The 18,899-nt window shown below is 52.0% G+C and carries 15 protein-coding genes and 1 tRNA gene; 6 read left to right on the top strand and 10 right to left on the bottom strand.

What is annotated here, in order from left to right; all coding sequences use genetic code 11:
* The first annotated feature begins 20 nt into the window (after positions 1 to 20).
* The 3 genes from JS578_12055 (at position 21) to JS578_12045 (ending at position 5,633) form a co-directional block, all read left to right on the top strand.
* Positions 21 to 3,269: a PD40 domain-containing protein gene (locus tag JS578_12055; GenBank protein ID QRX63574.1), complete on the top strand. Its 3,249-nt coding sequence runs from the start codon at positions 21 to 23 to the stop codon at positions 3,267 to 3,269.
* An 80-nt stretch (positions 3,270 to 3,349) separates the two neighbouring features.
* Positions 3,350 to 4,600: a PQQ-dependent sugar dehydrogenase gene (locus JS578_12050; protein QRX63573.1), complete on the top strand. Its 1,251-nt coding sequence runs from the start codon at positions 3,350 to 3,352 to the stop codon at positions 4,598 to 4,600.
* Between the two features lie 31 nt (positions 4,601 to 4,631).
* A complete protein-coding gene (locus JS578_12045) occupies positions 4,632 to 5,633 on the top strand; it encodes an aldo/keto reductase (GenBank protein ID QRX63572.1) in 1,002 nt (333 codons plus the stop codon).
* Positions 5,634 to 5,759: 126 nt separating this feature from the next.
* Here JS578_12045 and JS578_12040 read toward each other — a convergent pair whose 3' ends face one another.
* From JS578_12040 to JS578_12020, 5 genes are all read right to left on the bottom strand, one after another.
* The gene (locus JS578_12040) at positions 5,760 to 6,683 is read right to left on the bottom strand and encodes a TIGR01777 family oxidoreductase (protein ID QRX63571.1); all 924 of its coding nucleotides are present in this window, start codon (positions 6,681 to 6,683) and stop codon (positions 5,760 to 5,762) included.
* Positions 6,684 to 6,807: 124 nt separating this feature from the next.
* A complete protein-coding gene (locus JS578_12035; GenBank protein QRX63570.1) occupies positions 6,808 to 7,488 on the bottom strand; it encodes a zinc metallopeptidase in 681 nt (226 codons plus the stop codon).
* A gap of 66 nt (positions 7,489 to 7,554) precedes the next feature.
* Positions 7,555 to 8,817, bottom strand: a complete 1,263-nt coding sequence (locus JS578_12030) for an adenylosuccinate synthase (protein QRX63569.1) — start codon at positions 8,815 to 8,817, stop codon at positions 7,555 to 7,557.
* Positions 8,818 to 8,886: 69 nt separating this feature from the next.
* Positions 8,887 to 9,393, bottom strand: a complete 507-nt coding sequence (locus tag JS578_12025; protein ID QRX63568.1) for a transcriptional repressor — start codon at positions 9,391 to 9,393, stop codon at positions 8,887 to 8,889.
* Positions 9,394 to 9,491: 98 nt separating this feature from the next.
* Entirely contained in the window at positions 9,492 to 10,946 is a 1,455-nt protein-coding gene (locus JS578_12020; GenBank protein ID QRX63567.1) for a family 10 glycosylhydrolase, read from the bottom strand.
* Between the two features lie 501 nt (positions 10,947 to 11,447).
* Between JS578_12020 and JS578_12015 the strand changes: the two genes are divergently transcribed.
* The gene (locus JS578_12015) at positions 11,448 to 13,832 is read left to right on the top strand and encodes a TonB-dependent receptor (protein QRX63566.1); all 2,385 of its coding nucleotides are present in this window, start codon (positions 11,448 to 11,450) and stop codon (positions 13,830 to 13,832) included.
* Positions 13,833 to 13,844: 12 nt separating this feature from the next.
* On the top strand, positions 13,845 to 14,567 hold the full coding sequence (locus tag JS578_12010) for a hypothetical protein (protein ID QRX63565.1): 723 nt from the start codon (positions 13,845 to 13,847) through the stop codon (positions 14,565 to 14,567).
* A gap of 60 nt (positions 14,568 to 14,627) precedes the next feature.
* Here JS578_12010 and JS578_12005 read toward each other — a convergent pair.
* Positions 14,628 to 14,700, bottom strand: a tRNA-Gly gene (locus JS578_12005).
* A gap of 115 nt (positions 14,701 to 14,815) precedes the next feature.
* On the opposite strand from JS578_12005, the gene JS578_12000 reads away from it, so the two are divergent.
* Positions 14,816 to 15,070 (top strand): hypothetical protein, encoded by a 255-nt coding sequence (locus JS578_12000; protein QRX63564.1) that lies wholly within the window; start codon positions 14,816 to 14,818, stop codon positions 15,068 to 15,070.
* Here the strand turns inward: JS578_12000 and JS578_11995 are convergent.
* The 4 genes from JS578_11995 to yidC form a co-directional block, all read right to left on the bottom strand.
* On the bottom strand, positions 15,067 to 15,543 hold the full coding sequence (locus tag JS578_11995; GenBank protein QRX63563.1) for a GAF domain-containing protein: 477 nt from the start codon (positions 15,541 to 15,543) through the stop codon (positions 15,067 to 15,069). The genes JS578_12000 and JS578_11995 overlap by 4 nt on opposite strands.
* 79 nt (positions 15,544 to 15,622) lie before the next feature.
* Complete coding sequence (locus JS578_11990; protein ID QRX63562.1) at positions 15,623 to 16,303, bottom strand: OmpA family protein; 681 nt, start codon at positions 16,301 to 16,303, stop codon at positions 15,623 to 15,625.
* Positions 16,304 to 16,368: 65 nt separating this feature from the next.
* Positions 16,369 to 16,692, bottom strand: coding sequence for a hypothetical protein (locus JS578_11985; GenBank protein ID QRX63561.1), 324 nt, complete (start codon positions 16,690 to 16,692; stop codon positions 16,369 to 16,371).
* A gap of 211 nt (positions 16,693 to 16,903) precedes the next feature.
* Complete coding sequence (gene yidC, locus JS578_11980; GenBank protein QRX63560.1) at positions 16,904 to 18,889, bottom strand: membrane protein insertase YidC; 1,986 nt, start codon at positions 18,887 to 18,889, stop codon at positions 16,904 to 16,906.
* Positions 18,890 to 18,899 lie beyond the last annotated feature (10 nt).

Genomic DNA, 18,899 nt, shown 5'->3' with positions numbered 1-18,899 from the left:
TTCTCTGATCCTCTGAAAATATGAAAAAACTTGCATTTCTACTTTTCACAAGCCTGCTCTCCCTGCAGGCTTACGCCATTGATGATGCCCGCATGATGCGGTTTCCCGACATCAACGGCAACCTGATCACCTTTGTCTATGCCGGTGACATCTGGACGGTAGATGCCGCGGGTGGCAACGCCCGCCGTGTCACCTCCCACCCCGGCCTGGAGCTCTTTCCCAAGATCTCACCCGACGGTCGTTGGATCGCCTTCTCGGCAGAATATTCCGGCAGCAGACAGATTTGGGTGATGCCCGCAGAGGGGGGTGCCGCACGACAGCTTACCTTCTATCATTCCGTAGGGGAGATGCCCCCGAGGGGAGGGTACGACCATGTAGTGCTCGATTGGAGTCCCGACAGCAGACGCATCCTCTTCCGTGCCAATCGCACCAGCTTCGGCGAACGCAACGGTCGTTATTTCACCGTCGACCTGGAAGGAGGTCTTGAGGAGCCGTTGCCTATCGTCAACGGCGGTTTCGCCACCTTCTCACCCGACGGCAAGCAATTATGTTTCACTCCGGTGGACCGCGAGTTCCGCACCTGGAAAAGATACAAAGGGGGACGTGCTACAGAGTTATGGAGCTACGACCTCAATAAGAACGAATCGCGACAGCTCACCAGCTGGGCCGGCAGCGACCAATGGCCTGTATGGCATGGCAACGATATCTACTACGCCTCCGACCGTGACAGTCGCCTCAACATCTGGCGTCATAACATCGAAACAGGTGTCGAGGAGCAGATCACGCATCATACCGATTACGATGTGATGTGGCCCTCGGGTGAGCAGGGACAACTGGTATATGAGATGGGAGGTGCCCTCTACCTGCTGGATCTCTCCTCGGGTGAGAACCGCAGGGTTAAGGTAGGTATCCACTACGACAATCCCCACCTGCAGGCCACCTACCGGAGCGTGAAGGAATATGTGGGAAGCTATGGCCTCTCACCCACCGGTAAGCGGGCACTGTTCGAAGCACGGGGAGATATCTTCTCTGTCCCTGTGGAGAAGGGAGAGATCAGGAACCTGACGCGCACCCAGGGTATCCGGGAGCTATCTCCTGTCTGGTCACCCGACGGCAAGCAGATAGCCTATTATTCCGATGCCACCGGTGAGTATGAGCTCTACTTGCTGGAGAACAGCGACAATGCTGAACCAAGAAAGATCACCCGCGGCTCATCGGCATGGAAGCATGCTGCCGAGTGGTCGCCCAAAAGCAGCCATCTGGTCTACAGCGACCGCACCATGAAGCTATGGCTGGTGGATGTCGCCAGCGGCAATCAGAAGGTGATCGATGAGGCCAGCGCCGATGAGATAACCGACTACAGTTTCTCACCCGACGGGGAGTGGGTTGCCTACAGCAAGACAGCTCCCAACTACCAGTCGTCACTCTGGGTCTACAACCTTACCAGCGGCGAGAAACATCAGCTCACCGATGCCACCTTCTCCGACGGCAACCCGCTCTTCAGCCGCGACGGCAAGTACCTCTTCTTCCTCTCCAACCGCGATTTCAACCTGGCCTTCAGCAGCTTTGAATTCGATTATCTCTACAACAATGCCACCCGCATCTACGCCCTGCCGCTGCAGGATGACGGCACCACCCTCACCCCCTACAAGGAGGATAGAGAGCCTGCTACTGAAGAGAAGGCCTCTGACAACAAAAAGGCAGATGATACGGAGGCAGAAAAGATAACAGTCGCCATTGACTTTAGTGACATCAACTCCCGCATCGAAACGCTGCCACTCCCGGCAGGCAACTATCGTCTCATGGGAAGCGTGGAGGAGGGACTGCTTTATACAGCGGGAAACAAGGTGATGCGCTACAACATCAAGGAGGAGAAAACTGAGGAGATACTCGATGGTGCCGGCAATGGTATTTTGGCGGCCGACGGCAAATCGTTCATCTACCGAAGAGGAGATGCCTTCGCCGTAGCTAAAAACCAGCCGGGTCAGAATGTCAACAATGGAAAGCTCGATCTGGAACAGCTCACCATGAAGATCGATCCCCGCAAGGAGTGGGAGCAGATTTACCGTGATGCGTTCCGCATCTTCCGTGATTACTTCTATGTGAACAACCTACACGGTGTCGATTGGGAGGGTATCCGTGAGAAGTACGGCAGGCTGCTGCCTCACCTGCCCAGCCGTTACGACCTGGACTATATCCTCAACGAGGTGGTGAGCGAGAGCAATACCGGCCATGCCTATGTGGACTGGGGTGACATTTCCCGCGTGGAACGAATCAATGGCGGATTGCTGGGTGCGGAGCTGGAAGCTGATCTTTCTGCAAAGCGTTACCGGATTAAAAAGATCTATCAAGGTGAGAACTGGGATGAGAGTCGTCGTTCACCACTTACTGAAAGTGGCATCAATGTACAGGAGGGAGATTACCTGCTCCGTATCAACGGAGAGGAACTCACCACCGCACAGAACCCCTACGAATTGCTGGAGAACCTGGGAAACAGGCATGTGGAGCTGACGGTAAACAGCACTCCATCACTCTCCGGGGCTAAGAGATACAACGTTAAGACCATCACCAGTGAACAGGAGCTGCGCTACCTGGAGTGGGTGAGAAGCCGTCGTGAGCTGGTCGATCGTCTTTCCGGGGGCAAAATAGGATACATCCATGTACCCAACACCGCCATCGAAGGGAACCGGGAGCTATTCAAGGGAATGCTCGCCTTCAACCACAAGGAGGCATTGATCATCGACGACCGTTACAACGGTGGAGGCTTCATTCCTGACCGGATGATCGACCTGCTCAACCGCCGCACGCTGGTATACTGGCATCGCAACGGTCTGCCACAACCAATGAAATCACCCGGAATCGCCCACGACGGGCCCAAAGCAATGCTAATCAATGGCTACTCCTCATCCGGTGGCGATGCCTTCCCCTACTTCTTCCGCAAGACAGGAGAAGGGAAGCTGATCGGCACCCGCACCTGGGGTGGACTGGTTGGCATCTCCGGCAATGCACGCCTGGTGGATGGCGGATATATCTCGGTACCCCGTTTCGGCATCTACGATGAAGCGGGAGAATGGATCATCGAAGGAATCGGTGTATATCCCGATATAGAAGTGGTGGACCGCCCTGAGGAGCTGGCCAAAGGCAATGATCCTTCTATAGAGGAAGCAGTGAAGGTGCTACTCGATGAACTGAAGCAAAACCCTGTCAGAGAGATCGAGGCACCCACCCCACCCGACCGGTCGAAATGGATTGAAGTGGAAATAAAATAGCCAACAACAGCATGTTGAACCATTTCGGGTGACCGTTTGTTACTAAAAAATAAATCAGTTAAACATTTAAAATCAAAAAGATGCACAGCCTAAGAATTGGAGCACTCTTACTGCTCAGCAGCCTGCTGCTCTCTGCAACATGCGAACGGCAGAAGAGCAATGAAGCGACGTCTGAAAATCAGATCTCACAACGTGGGACCCTTCCCCCTGTGGAGAATCGTGATCCCAATACCGATTATGCACCGGCCTTCGAAGGTCAGACCCGCATTGGCGGTGTGAAGACCACCACCCCCTACGAGGTGACGGTCATTGCCGAAGGACTCAACAAACCCTGGGCGGTCACTGCACTTCCTGACGGGCGTCTGCTAATCACCCAGAAGGCCGGAAGTCTGCGCATTGCGACCAGCGACGGCACGCTCAGTGAACCCATCACCGGCTTCCCGGAGGTCGACGACCGGGGTCAGGGCGGTCTGCTCGATGTGGCACCGGCACCCGACTTCGCGAACAGCCGGATGCTTTTCTTCACGCTGGCCGAGCGGACAGATGAGGGATCACTTACAGCGGTGGGCAAGGGACGCCTCTCAGACGATGAAACAACCATTGAAAAGTTCAGCATCATCTACCGCGCCATCCCTTACTTCGACAACAGCATGCATTTTGGCAGCCGCCTGTTGTTCAACAAAGAGGGAAATCTCTTCGTGAGCACCGGTGAACGGTCCGACCTGGCAACACGTTACAACGCACAGAAGCTTGAAACAGCCCACGGCAAGGTTGTGCACATCACCCCCGAGGGAGAACCGGTGACTGGGAACCCCTTTATCGGACAAGAGGGAACCCTGCCGGAGATCTACAGCTATGGCCATCGCAATCCGCAGGGACTGGATATACACCCCGTGACGGGTGAGCTATGGCTCAGCGAGATGGGCCCCCGTGGCGGCGATGAGTTGAATCTGATCAATCCGGGCAAGGATTACGGATGGCCTGCCATCACCTACGGCATCGAATACAACGGCAATACCATCGGTGAAGGAATCACTGCGAGGGAGGGGATGGAACAACCGGTTTATTACTGGGATCCGGTGCTTTCACCCAGCGGCATGGCGTTTTATGCCGGCAACGCGATACCGGAGTGGCAGAACAACCTCTTCATCGGAGGGCTCAACAGCAACCACATCGCCCGTCTTGTGATTGAGGGCGACAGGGTCGTGGGTGAAGAACGTCTGCTGGCCGATGAGGGACAACGGTTTCGTGACGTTGGTGACGGCAACGATGGAGCCCTTTACGCGGTTACCGATGAGGGGAGACTCTACCGTATCGCAAAAGCGGATTGATCATACTTCATAAACCTCACATCCTCTGATCATGGATAAAAGAACATTCATCAAGCGAAGTGTCGCCGGCGCAATGGCAATCGGTACAACAAGCAAAATATCCACCGGCATGGCTACAGAGAACTTGTCAGCGATATCGGGCAACCACCCCGGCAACAAAGTTATCAGACACAAACTTGGGAAGACCGGTTTTGAAGTGTTCCCCGTAGTCTACGGGGGGATTGTCTCCATGCGTGACGGTCAGGATGCCTCCGACAACTACGTTGCCTGGGCTCATGACAGGGGCATCAACTACTTCGACGTGGCACCCTCCTATGGCGATGCACAGGAGAAGTTGGGTAACTCGCTGAGACCTTACCGCAAAGAGGTATACCTTTCCTGTAAGACAAGCCAGCGATCGCGGGAGGAAGCTGAGAAGGAGTTTGCAGAATCACTGCGGTTGCTCCACACCGATTACTTCGACCTTTATCAGCTGCACAGCCTCACTACAGCCGAAGATGTGGACCGTGCATTCGCATCCAATGGGGTGATGGAGATGATTGAGAAAGAGAAGCAGCGGGGCCGTATCCGCAAGGTGGGTTTTTCAGCCCACTCACAGGTACAGGCACTGCGGGCCATGTCGATGTACGATTTCGATACGGTGATGTTTCCCATCAACTGGCAGATGGATATGCTTGCCGGCTGGGGATCGGGAGTGGCCAACGATGCGAAACAACGCGGCATGGGGGTGATCGCCCTGAAAGGACTGGTACATCGTCGATGGCTGAACGACGAGGAGCGCAAGAGCTACCCCAAGTCGTGGGTCAAGCCAATCGATGTGGAGGAGCCGGAGCTGGGTATCGCCGCGCTGAAATACACCTTCAACATAGGAGCTGATGTGATTGTCCCCCCGGGTGATTTCCGCCACTTCGCCTTTTGCGTGGACCACATCGGTGAGATCGCTGACAAACCTCTCACCCGCAAGGAGAAGAAATTGCTCGACAACGAGTTCCTCACGGTGAAGGAGTACCCCTTCTTCGACCCGAAGGCATAATCAGCAATAATCGCATTGCAAGAGAGCCGGCTCGAAATGAGCCGGCTCTCTTTTATCAGTTTCAAGCAGAGGGGTGTGGCGTTCTCGGTGATCATTTCCACCGCAGGGTATTTCATTTCATCAAACCTAACGATCGGTATTCCGGAGTGATGCCCTGATTGCCTCCTCTGCATGCTCGTAACGGAACCGGAAACCACTGTCCAATATCTTTTGTGCCGAGATGCTGCTGCCACCCAACACCAGGTCGGCTGCCTCTCCCATCACCAGGCGCATGACAAAGGAAGGGACTGCGGGAAAGAAGAAGGGGCGGTGCATCTCCTTCGCCAGGGTATGCATGAAATCGGCATTGGTGATCTCTTCCGGAGCCACGGCGTTGTAAACCCCTTCCATTGTTGCCTCCTCAACTGCCCGGATATAGAGACGGCAGAGATCTTCCAGGTGAATCCAGCTGAGGTACTGCCTGCCGCTCCCCAGGGGCGATCCTACCCCCAGGCGCGTGGGTAGCACCATCTTTTTGAAGGCATCACTGTCACGGTCCACCACGAAGCCGGTGCGCAGAGCCACTGTTCGCACCCCCGGCAGGGTGTTGAACCGGAAGGCGGCCTCCTCCCACTGCCGGCAGGTATCACTCAGGAAATCATGCTCTCTTGGTTGCTCCTCCTCGGTGAAAACGTTGTCAGTAACAGCAGCCCCGTAATAGCCAATGGCAGATGCAGAGATAAAAGCTTCAATCTGATGTTCACTCTCCTGCAGGGTGTCAAACAATAAACCGGCGGTATCCACGCGGCTAGCCACAATCTCTTTCTTCCGGTCTTCGCTCCATCGACCCTCACCCAGGTTGGCACCAGCCAGGTGTATGATCACATCGGCCTGTTCCACCGCCTCCCTGTCGATCTTCCTGTTTCGGTAGTCCCAGCTGTAGCGTGGCGGGTCACTTTCCGGATCACTTTCACGGCTGAGCCAAAGCACCTTGTAACCGCGTTCCATGAGCATCTTCGTAAGCCTGCGGCCTACCAGTCCCGAGCCCCCTGTTACCAGAATTGTTTTCATCTTGATCCCTCGTTCTGAAAATGAATGTTTCGTTCCTGCCAGCAACCACCGGCAGGAATAAAACGCAACGCGGTGCGAAAATGTTTTCGCACCGCGCTTCTAAAGGTTATAAGGTAATCAACTCCTATCTCCTGCTGCCGCTGGCAATCATGATGTAGTAGAGCAGTGTGGCCAGGGAGCTGAGGGCGGCCACCACATAGGTATAACCTGCCCATCGGAGGGCATCCACTGCCTGGTCATGGTTGCTTCTGTCGGTGATACCGGCACTCCTGAGCCATACCAGCGCACGGTTGGTGGCATTCTTTTCCACCGGGAGGGTGACAAAGCTGAAGAGGGTGGTGAGGGCAAACATGCCGATACCAATCCAGATCAACATCGGGAAGGTCTGAATCATGATGATACCGCCCAGAATCACCCACATCACCCACTTGGAGGTGGAGGAGACAACGGGGACCAGTGCCGACCGCATCTTCAGGGGTGCATACCCCTTGGCATGCTGCAGCGCATGTCCCGTTTCGTGGGCAGCGACGGCAGCAGCCGCCACACTGTAAGAGCCATACACCGGTTCGCTCAGGTTGATGGTCTTGTTGAGCGGGTTGTAGTGGTCGGTGAGTCTTCCTCTCACGGAGATCACCTGGACATCGAAGATGCCATTGTCGTGCAGCATCTTCTCCGCCACCTCACGACCGGTCATCCCGTTGCGGAGGGGTATCTTCGAATATTTCTTGAAGCGGCTCTGGAGGGTAGCCTGAACGGCCCATCCGGCAATCGCTATGGCGATGAACAGAATCCAAATTGGTGACATATCTTTTCTATTTTCTAACTAAACATTTGGTGTGCACAAAAGTTCAACTGCCAAAAGTGTGCCGTTTTACTGGCGGATGATGGTCTGTGCCCTGTCGGGACCCACCGAAACGATGGCGATGGGCACTCCCAGCTCCTCTTCGAGGAAGGTGAGATAGTTGTTGAATTCTTCCGGGAACTCATCTTCCGACTGCATCTTTGTCATGTCGGTTTTCCATCCCGGCAGCTCCACCCACACCGGTTCGATGCCTTCGGTGATGTCGAACGGAAGCTCTTCGGTTTCCTTACCGTTGATGCGGTATGCCACGCATGTTTTGATGGTTTCAAAGCTGTCCAACACATCACTCTTCATCATCACCAGCTTGGTCACGCCGTTGAGCATCACCGTATAGCGGAGCGCCACCAGGTCGATCCAGCCGCAGCGGCGGGGACGGCCGGTCACTGAGCCATATTCACGACCGTTGTCACGAAGTAACTGTCCATACTCGTCAAACAGCTCCGTGGGGAAGGGACCGCTTCCAACCCTCGTACAATAGGCCTTGAAGATGCCATACACTTCACCAATGGTGCGGGGGGCAATTCCAAGTCCCGTGCAGGCACCTGCACAGACAGTGCTGGAGGAGGTGACAAAGGGATATGATCCGAAATCGATGTCGAGCATGGAGCCCTGTGCACCTTCGGCCAGCACCCTCGAACCGTTCTGCAATTCGCGATTGATAAAGTGTTCACTTTCGATAATCTGAAAACTCTTCATCTTCTCCACCCCTTCAAACCATGGTTTTTCGAGTGCTTCCAGGTCGTATTCAAAATCGTACTGATCGAGCATCTCCCTGTGGCGTGCCACAGCCTGGCTGTATTTCTCCTCGAAGTTGTGGAAGAGATCACCCACCCGGAGCCCGTGGCGACTGATCTTATCGGTGTAGGCAGGTCCGATGCCCCGTCCGGTGGTTCCGATCTTGGCGTTGCCCATAGCCTTCTCAGAAGCAGCATCGAGCAGCCTGTGCGTGGGCAATATCAGGTGTGCCTTCTTGGAAATATAGAGCCTGTCGGTCAGGGTGTGCCCTGTCTCTTCGAGTGCCTCAATCTCCTGACGAAAGAGCGCCGGGTCTATTACCACACCGTTGCCGATGATATTGACTTTTCCCTCCTGAAAAATACCTGAGGGGATTGATTTCAAGATATATTTCTCACCTTCAAACTCGAGCGTGTGACCGGCATTGGGTCCACCCTGAAAACGTGCCACTATTTCATAATTCGGTGTCAGCACATCCACCACTTTTCCTTTTCCCTCATCGCCCCACTGGAGGCCCAAGATTACATCAACTTTCATATTTTGTGTGTTGTTAATCGGATGAATGGGATTTGGTTCACCCATCCCTGTTTGATAAGCACCTATCGCTTATTTGTTTTTTTTCTTCTCCTTGCTGTCACGCTCAAGTTTTCGTAGTTCCATCTTCTTGGCATGGCTGCATTTGCTGCAGGTACCATAGATGTACATACTGTAATAACTGACGCTGAATTTCTTGATTTTTTTCAGTTGAGCCTGTGTCAGCAGGTCGCTGTTTCTCGTCTCCCAAACCTGTCCGCAGCTGGTGCAGATCAGATGATCATGATTTTCATTGCCGTAGGCCCGCTCATACTTAGACATGTTACCACCAAACTGATGTTTCACCACCAGTCCGCAGTCCAGTAACAAATCTATCGTATTGTAAAGGGTAGCGCGGCTCACCCTGAAGTTCACGTCAATCATCGACTTGTAGAGGGAATCCATGTCGAAATGTCCCTTCGTCGTGTAGATATGGTCCAGGATCGCAAACCGTTCGGGTGTCTTTCGGTGTTTATGCAGAGTGAGGTACTCCATAAACTCATCCTTCACCTGTTTTCTTAATTTCTGACTGGCCTCCATTGCTACAAAATTATTCCAATTTATTGATTTATCCTAATGTTCTCTTTTGATATTTCTCATCAATCGCAGAAATTGATTTCAATTTATCATCCCGCTATCTATTTGATTGTTTGCGAGTGATAGAAGTATGCAGGTGTGGAGGGTTTACTCTCATTGTGGAATGAATCTGAAACAGTCACGAAATAGTAAAATGCCTGATCGTCATCTTCAACCTCCAGGTGAAGATAGGGCTCTTTCACTCCCACAGCCAACAGATTCTCCGCCCGATCAACGTTAAAATCGTCACTTTTGGTTCGATAGATATTGTATGTGACCCTCTGCTGCTTTCCGAAGTCATTCCAACTCAACTCAAACAGTCCGTCGGCTCTTCGTTCCGCCCTCAAATCGGCAGGGGGTGCGGGGATGGTATCTGAGAGCCACGTCATTGGCGGCAGCTTGGCCGGATAACGATAGTAGGTTGCTATGGATGAGAGGATTCCTTTGGTATTTGCGAGCAGGTTGCCCGCACGAAAATAGGCCTGCCCGTGAACCCTGTTTTGCCGGGTATAATCTACCTGGTTGAGGATATCCTGTCGTGACCATCCCAGCTCTACCATTTGATAGGCACCGAGACCGGGTACCACGATGCGCCGGTTGCCATTCTCCATCCAGTCATCCACAAAAGGGTAAAAGAGATGATCCTTGTAATACATCATCGGATAGAGCGCATCGTGCTTACCAGCCTGCATCCAACGACCAGCATCCTGGTAGACCGTCTCCATGGCAGTCCATCCATGTCCGTTACTGCCAATGGCACGGTAACGTCCCAGGGGGGCACTGCTCACCTGAACCCATGGCTTCTCCTGCTTGATCCAGTCGTACGCCTTGGTCACAAACCGTGTGATGTTATCCCTTCGCCAGTCGGCCCGCGATTTCCCCTTGCCATAGAGGCGGTACATGGCGTCGTCGGGAAAACGTCCCCTGTTGTCGGGATAACGGATGTAATCGAAATGAATCCCATCCACCTCGTAGCCTGTAACGATCTCCTTCACGATTGATAGGAGGTAATCGTCAGACCGCGGATTTCCCGGGTCGAGATACCATTCACCGTTGAACTTCCTCACCAGGGAGGGATGCTTCCTGGTCACCGAAGCATTTCCCAGGCTCCTCACCTGGCGGTCGTTACCGAGGGGATAGGTGACAATCCATGCGTGGCATTCGAGTCCCCGCTTGTGACACTCTTCAATGGCGAATGCCAGGGGATCAAAAGCAGAGGGAGCATTACCACCACCGACAACCAATGAAGACATCGGCTCTATTGATGAGCGATAAAGGACCTCTCCCCTGCCCCGCACCTGGAAGAGTACCGTGTTGAAGTTGTATTTCTGCAAACTGTCAAGGATGGTGATCAGCTCTTTTTGCTGCATCTCACGGCTGGTTCTGTTACGCGGCCAGTCGAGCCCATAGTTGGTGGTGAGCCACACAGCTCTCACTTCCGTTGCCGATGGTTCCGATGATAACAGATGAATAGAATTGACAATCAGCAGGATGAGTAAAAAGTATATCTTGTACATTAATTATAATCGTTCTAATCTTTGACGCTTACAAATATAGTACAAAAAAAGGGTTCATGCTATAGATGGGGCGCATCAGATAAACGAGAGAACCTTTTCCTATATTATGGGAAGCTATTCTGATATTCTAACCTTATTCCATCCTTATATCCACTCCCATAATTATTGGAGTGGATATAAGGGTGCAATAAGGGTGCAATAAGGCTAGAGGCACCGAGAACCTTGTTTCGTCCTGAAATATGAGACGGCCTCACCCACCAATGTTCAACGAAATATATATGAACTATATATTTTCAAATTCTATACGCAAAAGCAGAACTGTGCTAGATTTTAAACCCAAGTTTAAATTATGGAATCAACGTGAGAACAGAAATGAATCTTTGTTGTTTATAGTTAATAAATATTGTGGCATTACCGGATTTCATTCTCGAAATTGTATGTAACATCCATCTCCGGTTCAACTGACGCCAAATTTAAAATCATAAAACCGATTCCACAACAATGAGAAAACCGATATTGTCACTGCTACTGTTACTGATCACTTTGCTCTCCCATGCACAGCAGGGAAGGATTGAAGGGCGTGTATACAACGAGAAAAACAACGAACCGCTGGAGTTTGCCACCATCCAGATACAGGGAACCTTGACCGGTTCCACCACCGATCTTGATGGCAGGTTTATCTTCACCGGTATCGAGCCCGGATTCGTGCGGCTGATTGTCAGCTACGTGGGGTTTGAGACCACTGTTTCGGCAGAGATACAGGTACAGGGAAACCAAACCTCCTTCATCGATATCGCTGTACCGGAGTCATCCACCCTTATCAGCGAAGTGGTGATCCGCCCCAACGTGAACCTGAAGAAGATCGAGAGTCCCGTTTCATTTGCCACGGTGAGTGTCAAGGATATCGAAAAGGCTGCCGGCGTGAACCGTGACGTCTCAAAGGTGCTGCAGACCCTGCCGGGCGTGGGGGCCACCGATCCCAACCGGAACGACCTGATCGTGCGCGGTGGCGGTCCATCAGAAAATGTCTTCTACCTCGACGGGGTGGAGATCCCCATCATCAATCACTTCGCCACGCAGGGCTCCTCCGGGGGTGCAGTGGGGGTGATCAACCCCGACTTCGTGCGGGAGATCAACTTCTACACCGGCGCCTTCCCTGCCAGCCGCCCCAACGCGCTCAGTTCGGTGATGGACATCCGTCAGAAGGACGGGAGCGCCGACCGCATCCATACCCAGCTTGCCGTGGGAGCCTCCGATGCCGCCTTCACCCTGGATGGTCCCATCGGTGAGAAATCGACCTTCATCGTCTCTGCTCGCCAGTCCTACCTGCAGCTCCTCTTCAAGCTGATCGGCCTCCCTTTCCTGCCGACCTACAACGACTTCCAGGTGAAATACAAATACAAGATCGACCAGAAGAACGAGCTCTCCTTCATCGGCATCGGCGCCATCGACAACATGACACTCAATACCGGCCTGCAGGAAACCGGCACCGAGGCTCAGAAGTACCTGCTCAGCTACCTGCCCATCTATGAGCAGTGGAACTACGCCGTGGGAGCTGTCTACAAGCATTTCAGCGACCGTTATTTCGACACCTGGGTACTGAGCCGGAACATGCTGCGCAACAACAACTACAAGTATGAGGAGAACGATGAGTCGCGCCCCAAAATCTCGGACTACCGTTCCGATGAGGCGGAGAACAAGCTGCGCTTCGAGCGGAGCTACCCCGACCTGCCGGTGAAGATCCTGGTGGGTGCCGGTGTCACTTACTCACACTACACCAACAGCACCAATCGAAAGGCATTCGTGGAGGGCTCGCTCACCGACCTGATCTACAGCACCAACCTCAACCTCTGGTCCTACCAGGCATTCATACAGGCATCGGACACCTACCTCGATGAGAGACTCTCCCTCTCACTCGGTGTCAACACCATTGGCAACAACTACAACAAAAATATGGGGAATCCCCTGAATCAGATCTCCCCAAGGTTTTCCGCCTCCTACCGGATTAACGATAAATGGGACCTCAACGGCAACGTCGGGCGATATGCCATGCGACCCGCCTACACCACGCTGGGCTACAAGGATGCAGATGGCAACTTCGCCAACCAGAACGAGCAACTGAAGCATATCATCTCCAACCAGGCGATCGCCGGTTTCGAGTTCAGGCCAACCGACGTGACACGCTTCAACCTGGAAGGGTTCTACAAGCAATATACAAACTATCCTCTCTCGGTGGCAGAAGGGATCAGCATCGCCGGCAAGGGGACCGACTACGGGCAGATCGGTGACGAGGAGATCATCTCCACCGGCAAGGGGCGCGCCTACGGGATTGAGTTCTCCGGGAAGCTGTTCGACTGGAAAAAACTCAACAGCACGGTGACCTACACCCTATTTAGAAGCGAGTTCACCGACAGTGAGGGTACCTACCGCCCCTCCAACTGGGATACCCGTCACATGGTGAACCTTATTGGCAGCTACCGTCTGCCCCGCAACTGGAACATCTCCATGCGCTGGCGATATGTGGGGGGTGCCCCCTACTCGCCCGTCGACATCGAACTCTCCAGCAGCAAAGCTGCCTGGAGTGTCACCAACCAGGCCTACATCGACTATGCGAACTACAATACCCTGCGGCTCGGCGACTCACACCAGCTTGACCTACGCATCGACAGGGAGTTCTATTACAACCGCTGGATGCTGAACCTCTATGCCGACGTACAGAACGCCTATAACTTCCAATCTGAGAACCCGCCCATCTTCACCAACCGTGACAGCAATGGTGATGTGATGGATGACCCTGCCAACCCGCAGGAGAAACAACTGTTGAGAAGGATAGAAACCTACAGCGGCACTGTGCTTCCCACTATCGGGATCATTGTCAAATTTTAAAGTGCTACAACTATGCGAACAATATCAGTTATCCTGTTGATGATTCTCTCCGGTAGCATGCTAACGGCACAAGAGAGACCGGAAACAACCAATACAACAGAAAAACAAGAAGCAAGATCTGAAATTCTGCTGCAGGCAGAAAAAGGGAAACAACACAACCATCCACTATATGCGATATGGCTGGCTGATAACTGCGGCCGATACATCCAAACACTATTTGTCTCTGAAAGCATCGGCAAAGGAGTGTTCAAGCGGGGCAGCAGACGTACCGGCAGATGGATGCCGGGAGAGATTGCACGACCTGCCTCACTACCCTACTGGATTCATCAACGCAATGTAACCAACGAAAAGGGGACATTACTCCCCACCACCCAATCACCTGTTGCCGATGCATATACCGGTGCAACACCAAAAAACTCATTCAAGAAACAGCTACAAAGTGATCAGCCACTTCGGGGAAAGTACCGGATCTACCTGGAGGTGAACCAGTCATGGGACTGGAATGAATACTGGACCAACAACCGCTACCCCGGCAACAAAGAGTATATGACCTCCAGCCAGCCTGCACTGGTATACATGGCTGAGATCGACAGCGACAACCCGGGTCTATCAGTACCCCTCACACCTATCGGACACAGCCACTATGCCGGTGAAAACGGAGAACTGTTCACCGACCTGAGCACGATCACCACCGCTCTTGATATTCTTAAAGAGGTCACTGTCACCATCAGATAAGGATGGCTTCAGCACAAAAAAAATACTCCTGAACATATTCTGTTCAGGAGTATTTTTTTGAGCGAAAGACGGGACTCGAACCCGCGACCCCGACCTTGGCAAGGTCGTGCTCTACCAACTGAGCTACTTTCGCAATATTTCAAATTTTCAAAGCCCTTTCAAAGTATCTTCACCCATCTTGCCAAGGTCGTTTTCACTTTTCCTTTTGGGGCAAGGTCGTGCTCTACCAACTGAGCTACTTTCGCAATATGTCAATCTTAAAAAAAGCCTTTCGAAGTTTCTTCACCCATCTTGCCAAGGTCGTTTTCACTTTTTCCTTTTGGGGCAAGGTCGTGCTCTACCAACTGAGCTACTTTCGCAATATGTTCCCGAAGGAAGCTACTTTTGCAAACTGCTGCTGTTCCGAATCAGGCTCTCTTGCCGGTGTAACGGGCAGCATCTTGTTTGAATTTGCGGGTACAAAGATAATGCATAGTTTGATGATTGCAAAAAAAAGCGACTAAAATTTTAACAGAGATACAATTTTTTGGAGGTAAACTGCATCCGTCTCAGAAAATGCATCAAGGCGGTCGCTATCGACGTCGAGCACGGCACAAACCTCATTCCCCTTGAAAGCAGGTACCACGATCTCGGAGCGGGATAGCGAACTACAAGCGATGTGACCCGGGAACTGATCCACATCAGGAACGAGCAATGTCTGCCCCTCCTTCCAGGCCGTACCGCAGACACCCCTTCCATAAACGATCCGGGTACAGGCCACAGGCCCCTGGAAAGGTCCCAGCACCAGCTGTTCACCATCAACCCGGTAAAAACCGACCCAGAAGAAGCCGAAAGTCTCTTTCAGTGCCGCCGCCATGTTGGCCATGTTGGCCACAAGGTCCGATTCATCTTTGATGAGAGCCTTCAATTGGGGTATCAATGATTCATATTTATCCTTCAAAGAACCCTCATTTACGATGTATAAATCTTCTGCCATCTGTATATGTGCGTATGAATGTGAAAAATCGCACCACCGGTAAAGGCAGTGCGATTAAATTTAATTTTCCTCAGCTCGATTACTGAGCTTGTTCCTGTGCTTCCTGAATCATCTTGGCGTTGGGCAGGATGTATACCTCAACACGGCGGTTTTCAGCTCTGCCGGCAACGGTACTGTTGTCTGCCACCGGTTGGGTGGAACCGAATCCTTCATAAACCATGCGGGTACCTGAAACTCCTTTTGAGATCAGGTAGTTGTAAACAGATTCAGCACGACGTTCCGACAACGGGTTGTTGATGGCATCGCTGCCGGTACTGTCGGTATGTCCGTAAATCCTGACGTCGGTATCGGGATTGTTCAACAGTGAAGTGGCGAACTTGTCGAGCGAAGTACGGGAAGCAATGTTCAGCGTGCTGGAGTTGGTGGCATAGAGAATACCTGATTCAAAAGTGACCTTGATGGCTTCACCTTCGTTTACTTTCTCCACCTGAGCACCTTCAATCTGCTCCAGTTCAGCTGCCTGCTTGTCCATCTTGTTGCCGATGATGGCACCGGCCGTTCCGCCTAGCACAGCTCCGATACCGGCACCAATGGCGGCTCCTTTGCCACCTCCGGCAATGGCACCCACACCGGCACCTACGGCAGCTCCTGCGCCTGCACCAATGCCGCCACCCTGTACTGTTCTGTTCAATCCACAACTGGAGAATATCATCGCACCTCCCAAGAGAGCAATGGCAAATACTTTTGAAAATTGGTTCATAGTTTGTCTTGTTTATATAATAATTGAAAAATAAAGTATCATCTCTGTCTGAGAGATAGATATCCTCAATCGAATAGATTAAGGGTATCACAGTAGGCTAGTTCACCCGAAACGATGGCTTCAATCTGTTCGTCGGTATAGTCTTTGATACCATCCTTGCGGGCATTCTTCAAAATGTACTCGAGTAACTCATCCTCATCGATCTCGATTTCAGTGTCATCGTTTTCATCCAGGAACCCCTTCTCCTCATAGAACTCATAAACCAGATCGACAATGTAGTTAATTTCATCGTCAGAGAGTTCACTCTTCATCTCTTCGGGTAAATTTTCCCTGATAAATTTCAGCGAATCATCCTCATCATATTCGAGCACTTTTTTTTCTTCACTCATAACCTCAATGTTTATCAGTTTGTTGTTAAAAAATTCCACGGTTTCATCTGAAAGCCTCTTTAAATCGAGAAAAGCATGAGCTCTTAATCAGAGGCAAATTCATAGTTAGAACAATCATCTGAATATTTAGTTCACCCTCCTTTTACCAGGGTAATTAAAAAAAGCCGGGAGCAAATACTCCCGGCCAAAATGGAATCAGATATCTGATTTCTTATCGGTAATTGCGTTTGGCATTCTCTTTTGCCTTCTCGCGTGCCTGCTTCTCCTGAAGCTTCTGTGCTTCGGCAAGTCGTGCCATGAAACCCGATTTCTTTTTCGGTTTCTTCTTGTTGGCTTCCAGCTCTGCGAGTATCTTATCCTCGTTGATGGTCTGTTTCATGATCAGGGTGATCACAATGGTGTAAAGCGTGGAGAGGAAATAGTAATAGTTAAGACCTGCGGGATAGGAGTTCAAGAAGAAGAACATGAATACCGACATGAAAATGGGCATGTACTTCATCCCCGGCATTGTCTGTGCACCGGTGTCGGTCATGCTCATGTTGTACTTGGTGTAGAAGACGTTCACCACCGTCATCAACAGACAGAAGATGCTGATGTGGTTGCCCAGGTACTTGGTCACGAAGGGGATATCACCGCTCCATGAGATCAGCGAATCGAAGGTGGAGAGGTCGTCGGCCCAGAGGAATCCCTGCTGGCGCAACTCGATGGCCGAGGGGAAGAAGAAGAAGAGGGCCAGCAACACCGGCATCTGGATCAGCATGGGAAGGCATCCGCTCATCGGGCTTACCCCCACCTTGTTGTAAAGCTCCATGGTGGCTTGTTGACGCTTCATCATCATATCCTGCTCCTTGCCGGGAAATTTTTTCTCCAGCTCCTGTATCTGCGGGCGCAATACCCTCATCTTGGCGGAGGAGATGTAGGATTTGTAGGTGAGCGGAGAGATCACCAGTTTCACCATCAGCGTCAGGATCAGGATGATCAGCCCCATGCTCCAATTCAGGGAGAGGAAGAAATTGAAGACGGGAATCACGAGCCACTTGTTCACCCAGCTCAGCCAACGGTAACCCAGGTAAACGGTCTCCTCCAGTTCCAGCTTCTGCGAACTGTCGCTCACCCCTTTGTCGTAGGCCTTCAGCGTGTTAAAATGTACCGGCCCGAAATAGTAGTTGAAACCGGCGGTGATCAAGTCACTCTCGGCACTCAACTCACCCGGCACCCATACCTCGGCAGCATAGGATTTGATATGGTCGGGATCATCCAGCACTTTCGAGGTGAGGATGGTATTGCTGAAAGGTTTCTCTCCGATTACAATCGCAGAGAAGTACTGATCCTTGAAGGCAAACCATTTAAGCGGATCTGAAAGCTCCTTTTTATCATCTTTCGATTCGCTCATCTTCTGCACATCCTGACGGTCGTATTTGTAATGAATGCGCGCGTAGCGATTCTCGAACATCCTCCCCTTCTCCTGTTGACGGATATCCTGTTCCCAGAACATCTTGAAGTTGGTGAGGCTCTCCGGGTGAAGGGCATTGCGCATGCCGGCCACACGCACCTCAAAAGCCATCATGTACTCATCGGCAGGTAACGTGTAGATGAAGTCGATGTATTGACCCGGTGTGGTCTGCAACCGCATGGTCACACTGTTCCCGTCTGCATTCCGGATAGGGGTGAACACCTCCGTTTCGGTTGAGAGGCGTACACTGTTGCGGTTGAAGAGATCCATGTTAAAACGGGCCTCATCATTCTGGAAAAGATAAAGGCTGTCACCGGTATGTTGCAGGTATTCCTTGAGCTGTACCGACCGGATGCTTCCTCCCAGGGTGTTGAGTCGGATCCTTACCTTTTCGTTCTCCAGCACCACCGTTTGTTCGGTTTTATCGGAGGATGCCGTCAGCGAGAGCGAATCGGAATAAGCAAGGCTTGCAGCGACCGTGGTATCGGTGGCAGTCGTAGGTGTTGCGGCAGCGGCACCGAAGAAATCGGCGGCATTGCTTCCCTGGGTTGACTCACCTACATTTTCAAGGGTGTCATCGACACTGTTTGCAGTGACAGCCGCACGCTCCATTTCGACGAGTGCAAGTGAGTCCTGCATCCGTTTCTGCGCAGCAATTTGTTCCTGTGAGGGTCTGTTGTAAATAGAAAAGCCGATGATAATCGCCGTAATCAGCAGCAATCCTATGATAGTATTTTTGTCCATATTTCAGTTG

This window comes from Dysgonomonadaceae bacterium zrk40 (genome assembly GCA_016916535.1).
In the GTDB taxonomy this organism is placed as follows: Bacteria; Bacteroidota; Bacteroidia; order Bacteroidales; family Dysgonomonadaceae; genus Proteiniphilum.
This window is presented reverse-complemented; position numbering and strand designations above follow the sequence as displayed.

Bases quoted from the DNA above. Each gene is read 5' to 3' on its own strand.
- JS578_12055 (QRX63574.1), top strand. From the start codon at position 21: ATGAAAAAACTTGCATTTCTACTTTTCACAAGCCTGCTCTCCCTGCAG.
- JS578_12050 (QRX63573.1), top strand. From the start codon at position 3,350: ATGCACAGCCTAAGAATTGGAGCACTCTTACTGCTCAGCAGCCTGCTG.
- JS578_12045 (QRX63572.1), top strand. From the start codon at position 4,632: ATGGATAAAAGAACATTCATCAAGCGAAGTGTCGCCGGCGCAATGGCA.
- JS578_12040 (QRX63571.1), bottom strand. From the start codon at position 6,683: ATGAAAACAATTCTGGTAACAGGGGGCTCGGGACTGGTAGGCCGCAGG.
- JS578_12035 (QRX63570.1), bottom strand. From the start codon at position 7,488: ATGTCACCAATTTGGATTCTGTTCATCGCCATAGCGATTGCCGGATGG.
- JS578_12030 (QRX63569.1), bottom strand. From the start codon at position 8,817: ATGAAAGTTGATGTAATCTTGGGCCTCCAGTGGGGCGATGAGGGAAAA.
- JS578_12025 (QRX63568.1), bottom strand. From the start codon at position 9,393: ATGGAGGCCAGTCAGAAATTAAGAAAACAGGTGAAGGATGAGTTTATG.
- JS578_12020 (QRX63567.1), bottom strand. From the start codon at position 10,946: ATGTACAAGATATACTTTTTACTCATCCTGCTGATTGTCAATTCTATT.
- JS578_12015 (QRX63566.1), top strand. From the start codon at position 11,448: ATGAGAAAACCGATATTGTCACTGCTACTGTTACTGATCACTTTGCTC.
- JS578_12010 (QRX63565.1), top strand. From the start codon at position 13,845: ATGCGAACAATATCAGTTATCCTGTTGATGATTCTCTCCGGTAGCATG.
- JS578_12000 (QRX63564.1), top strand. From the start codon at position 14,816: ATGTCAATCTTAAAAAAAGCCTTTCGAAGTTTCTTCACCCATCTTGCC.
- JS578_11995 (QRX63563.1), bottom strand. From the start codon at position 15,543: ATGGCAGAAGATTTATACATCGTAAATGAGGGTTCTTTGAAGGATAAA.
- JS578_11990 (QRX63562.1), bottom strand. From the start codon at position 16,303: ATGAACCAATTTTCAAAAGTATTTGCCATTGCTCTCTTGGGAGGTGCG.
- JS578_11985 (QRX63561.1), bottom strand. From the start codon at position 16,692: ATGAGTGAAGAAAAAAAAGTGCTCGAATATGATGAGGATGATTCGCTG.
- yidC (QRX63560.1), bottom strand. From the start codon at position 18,889: ATGGACAAAAATACTATCATAGGATTGCTGCTGATTACGGCGATTATC.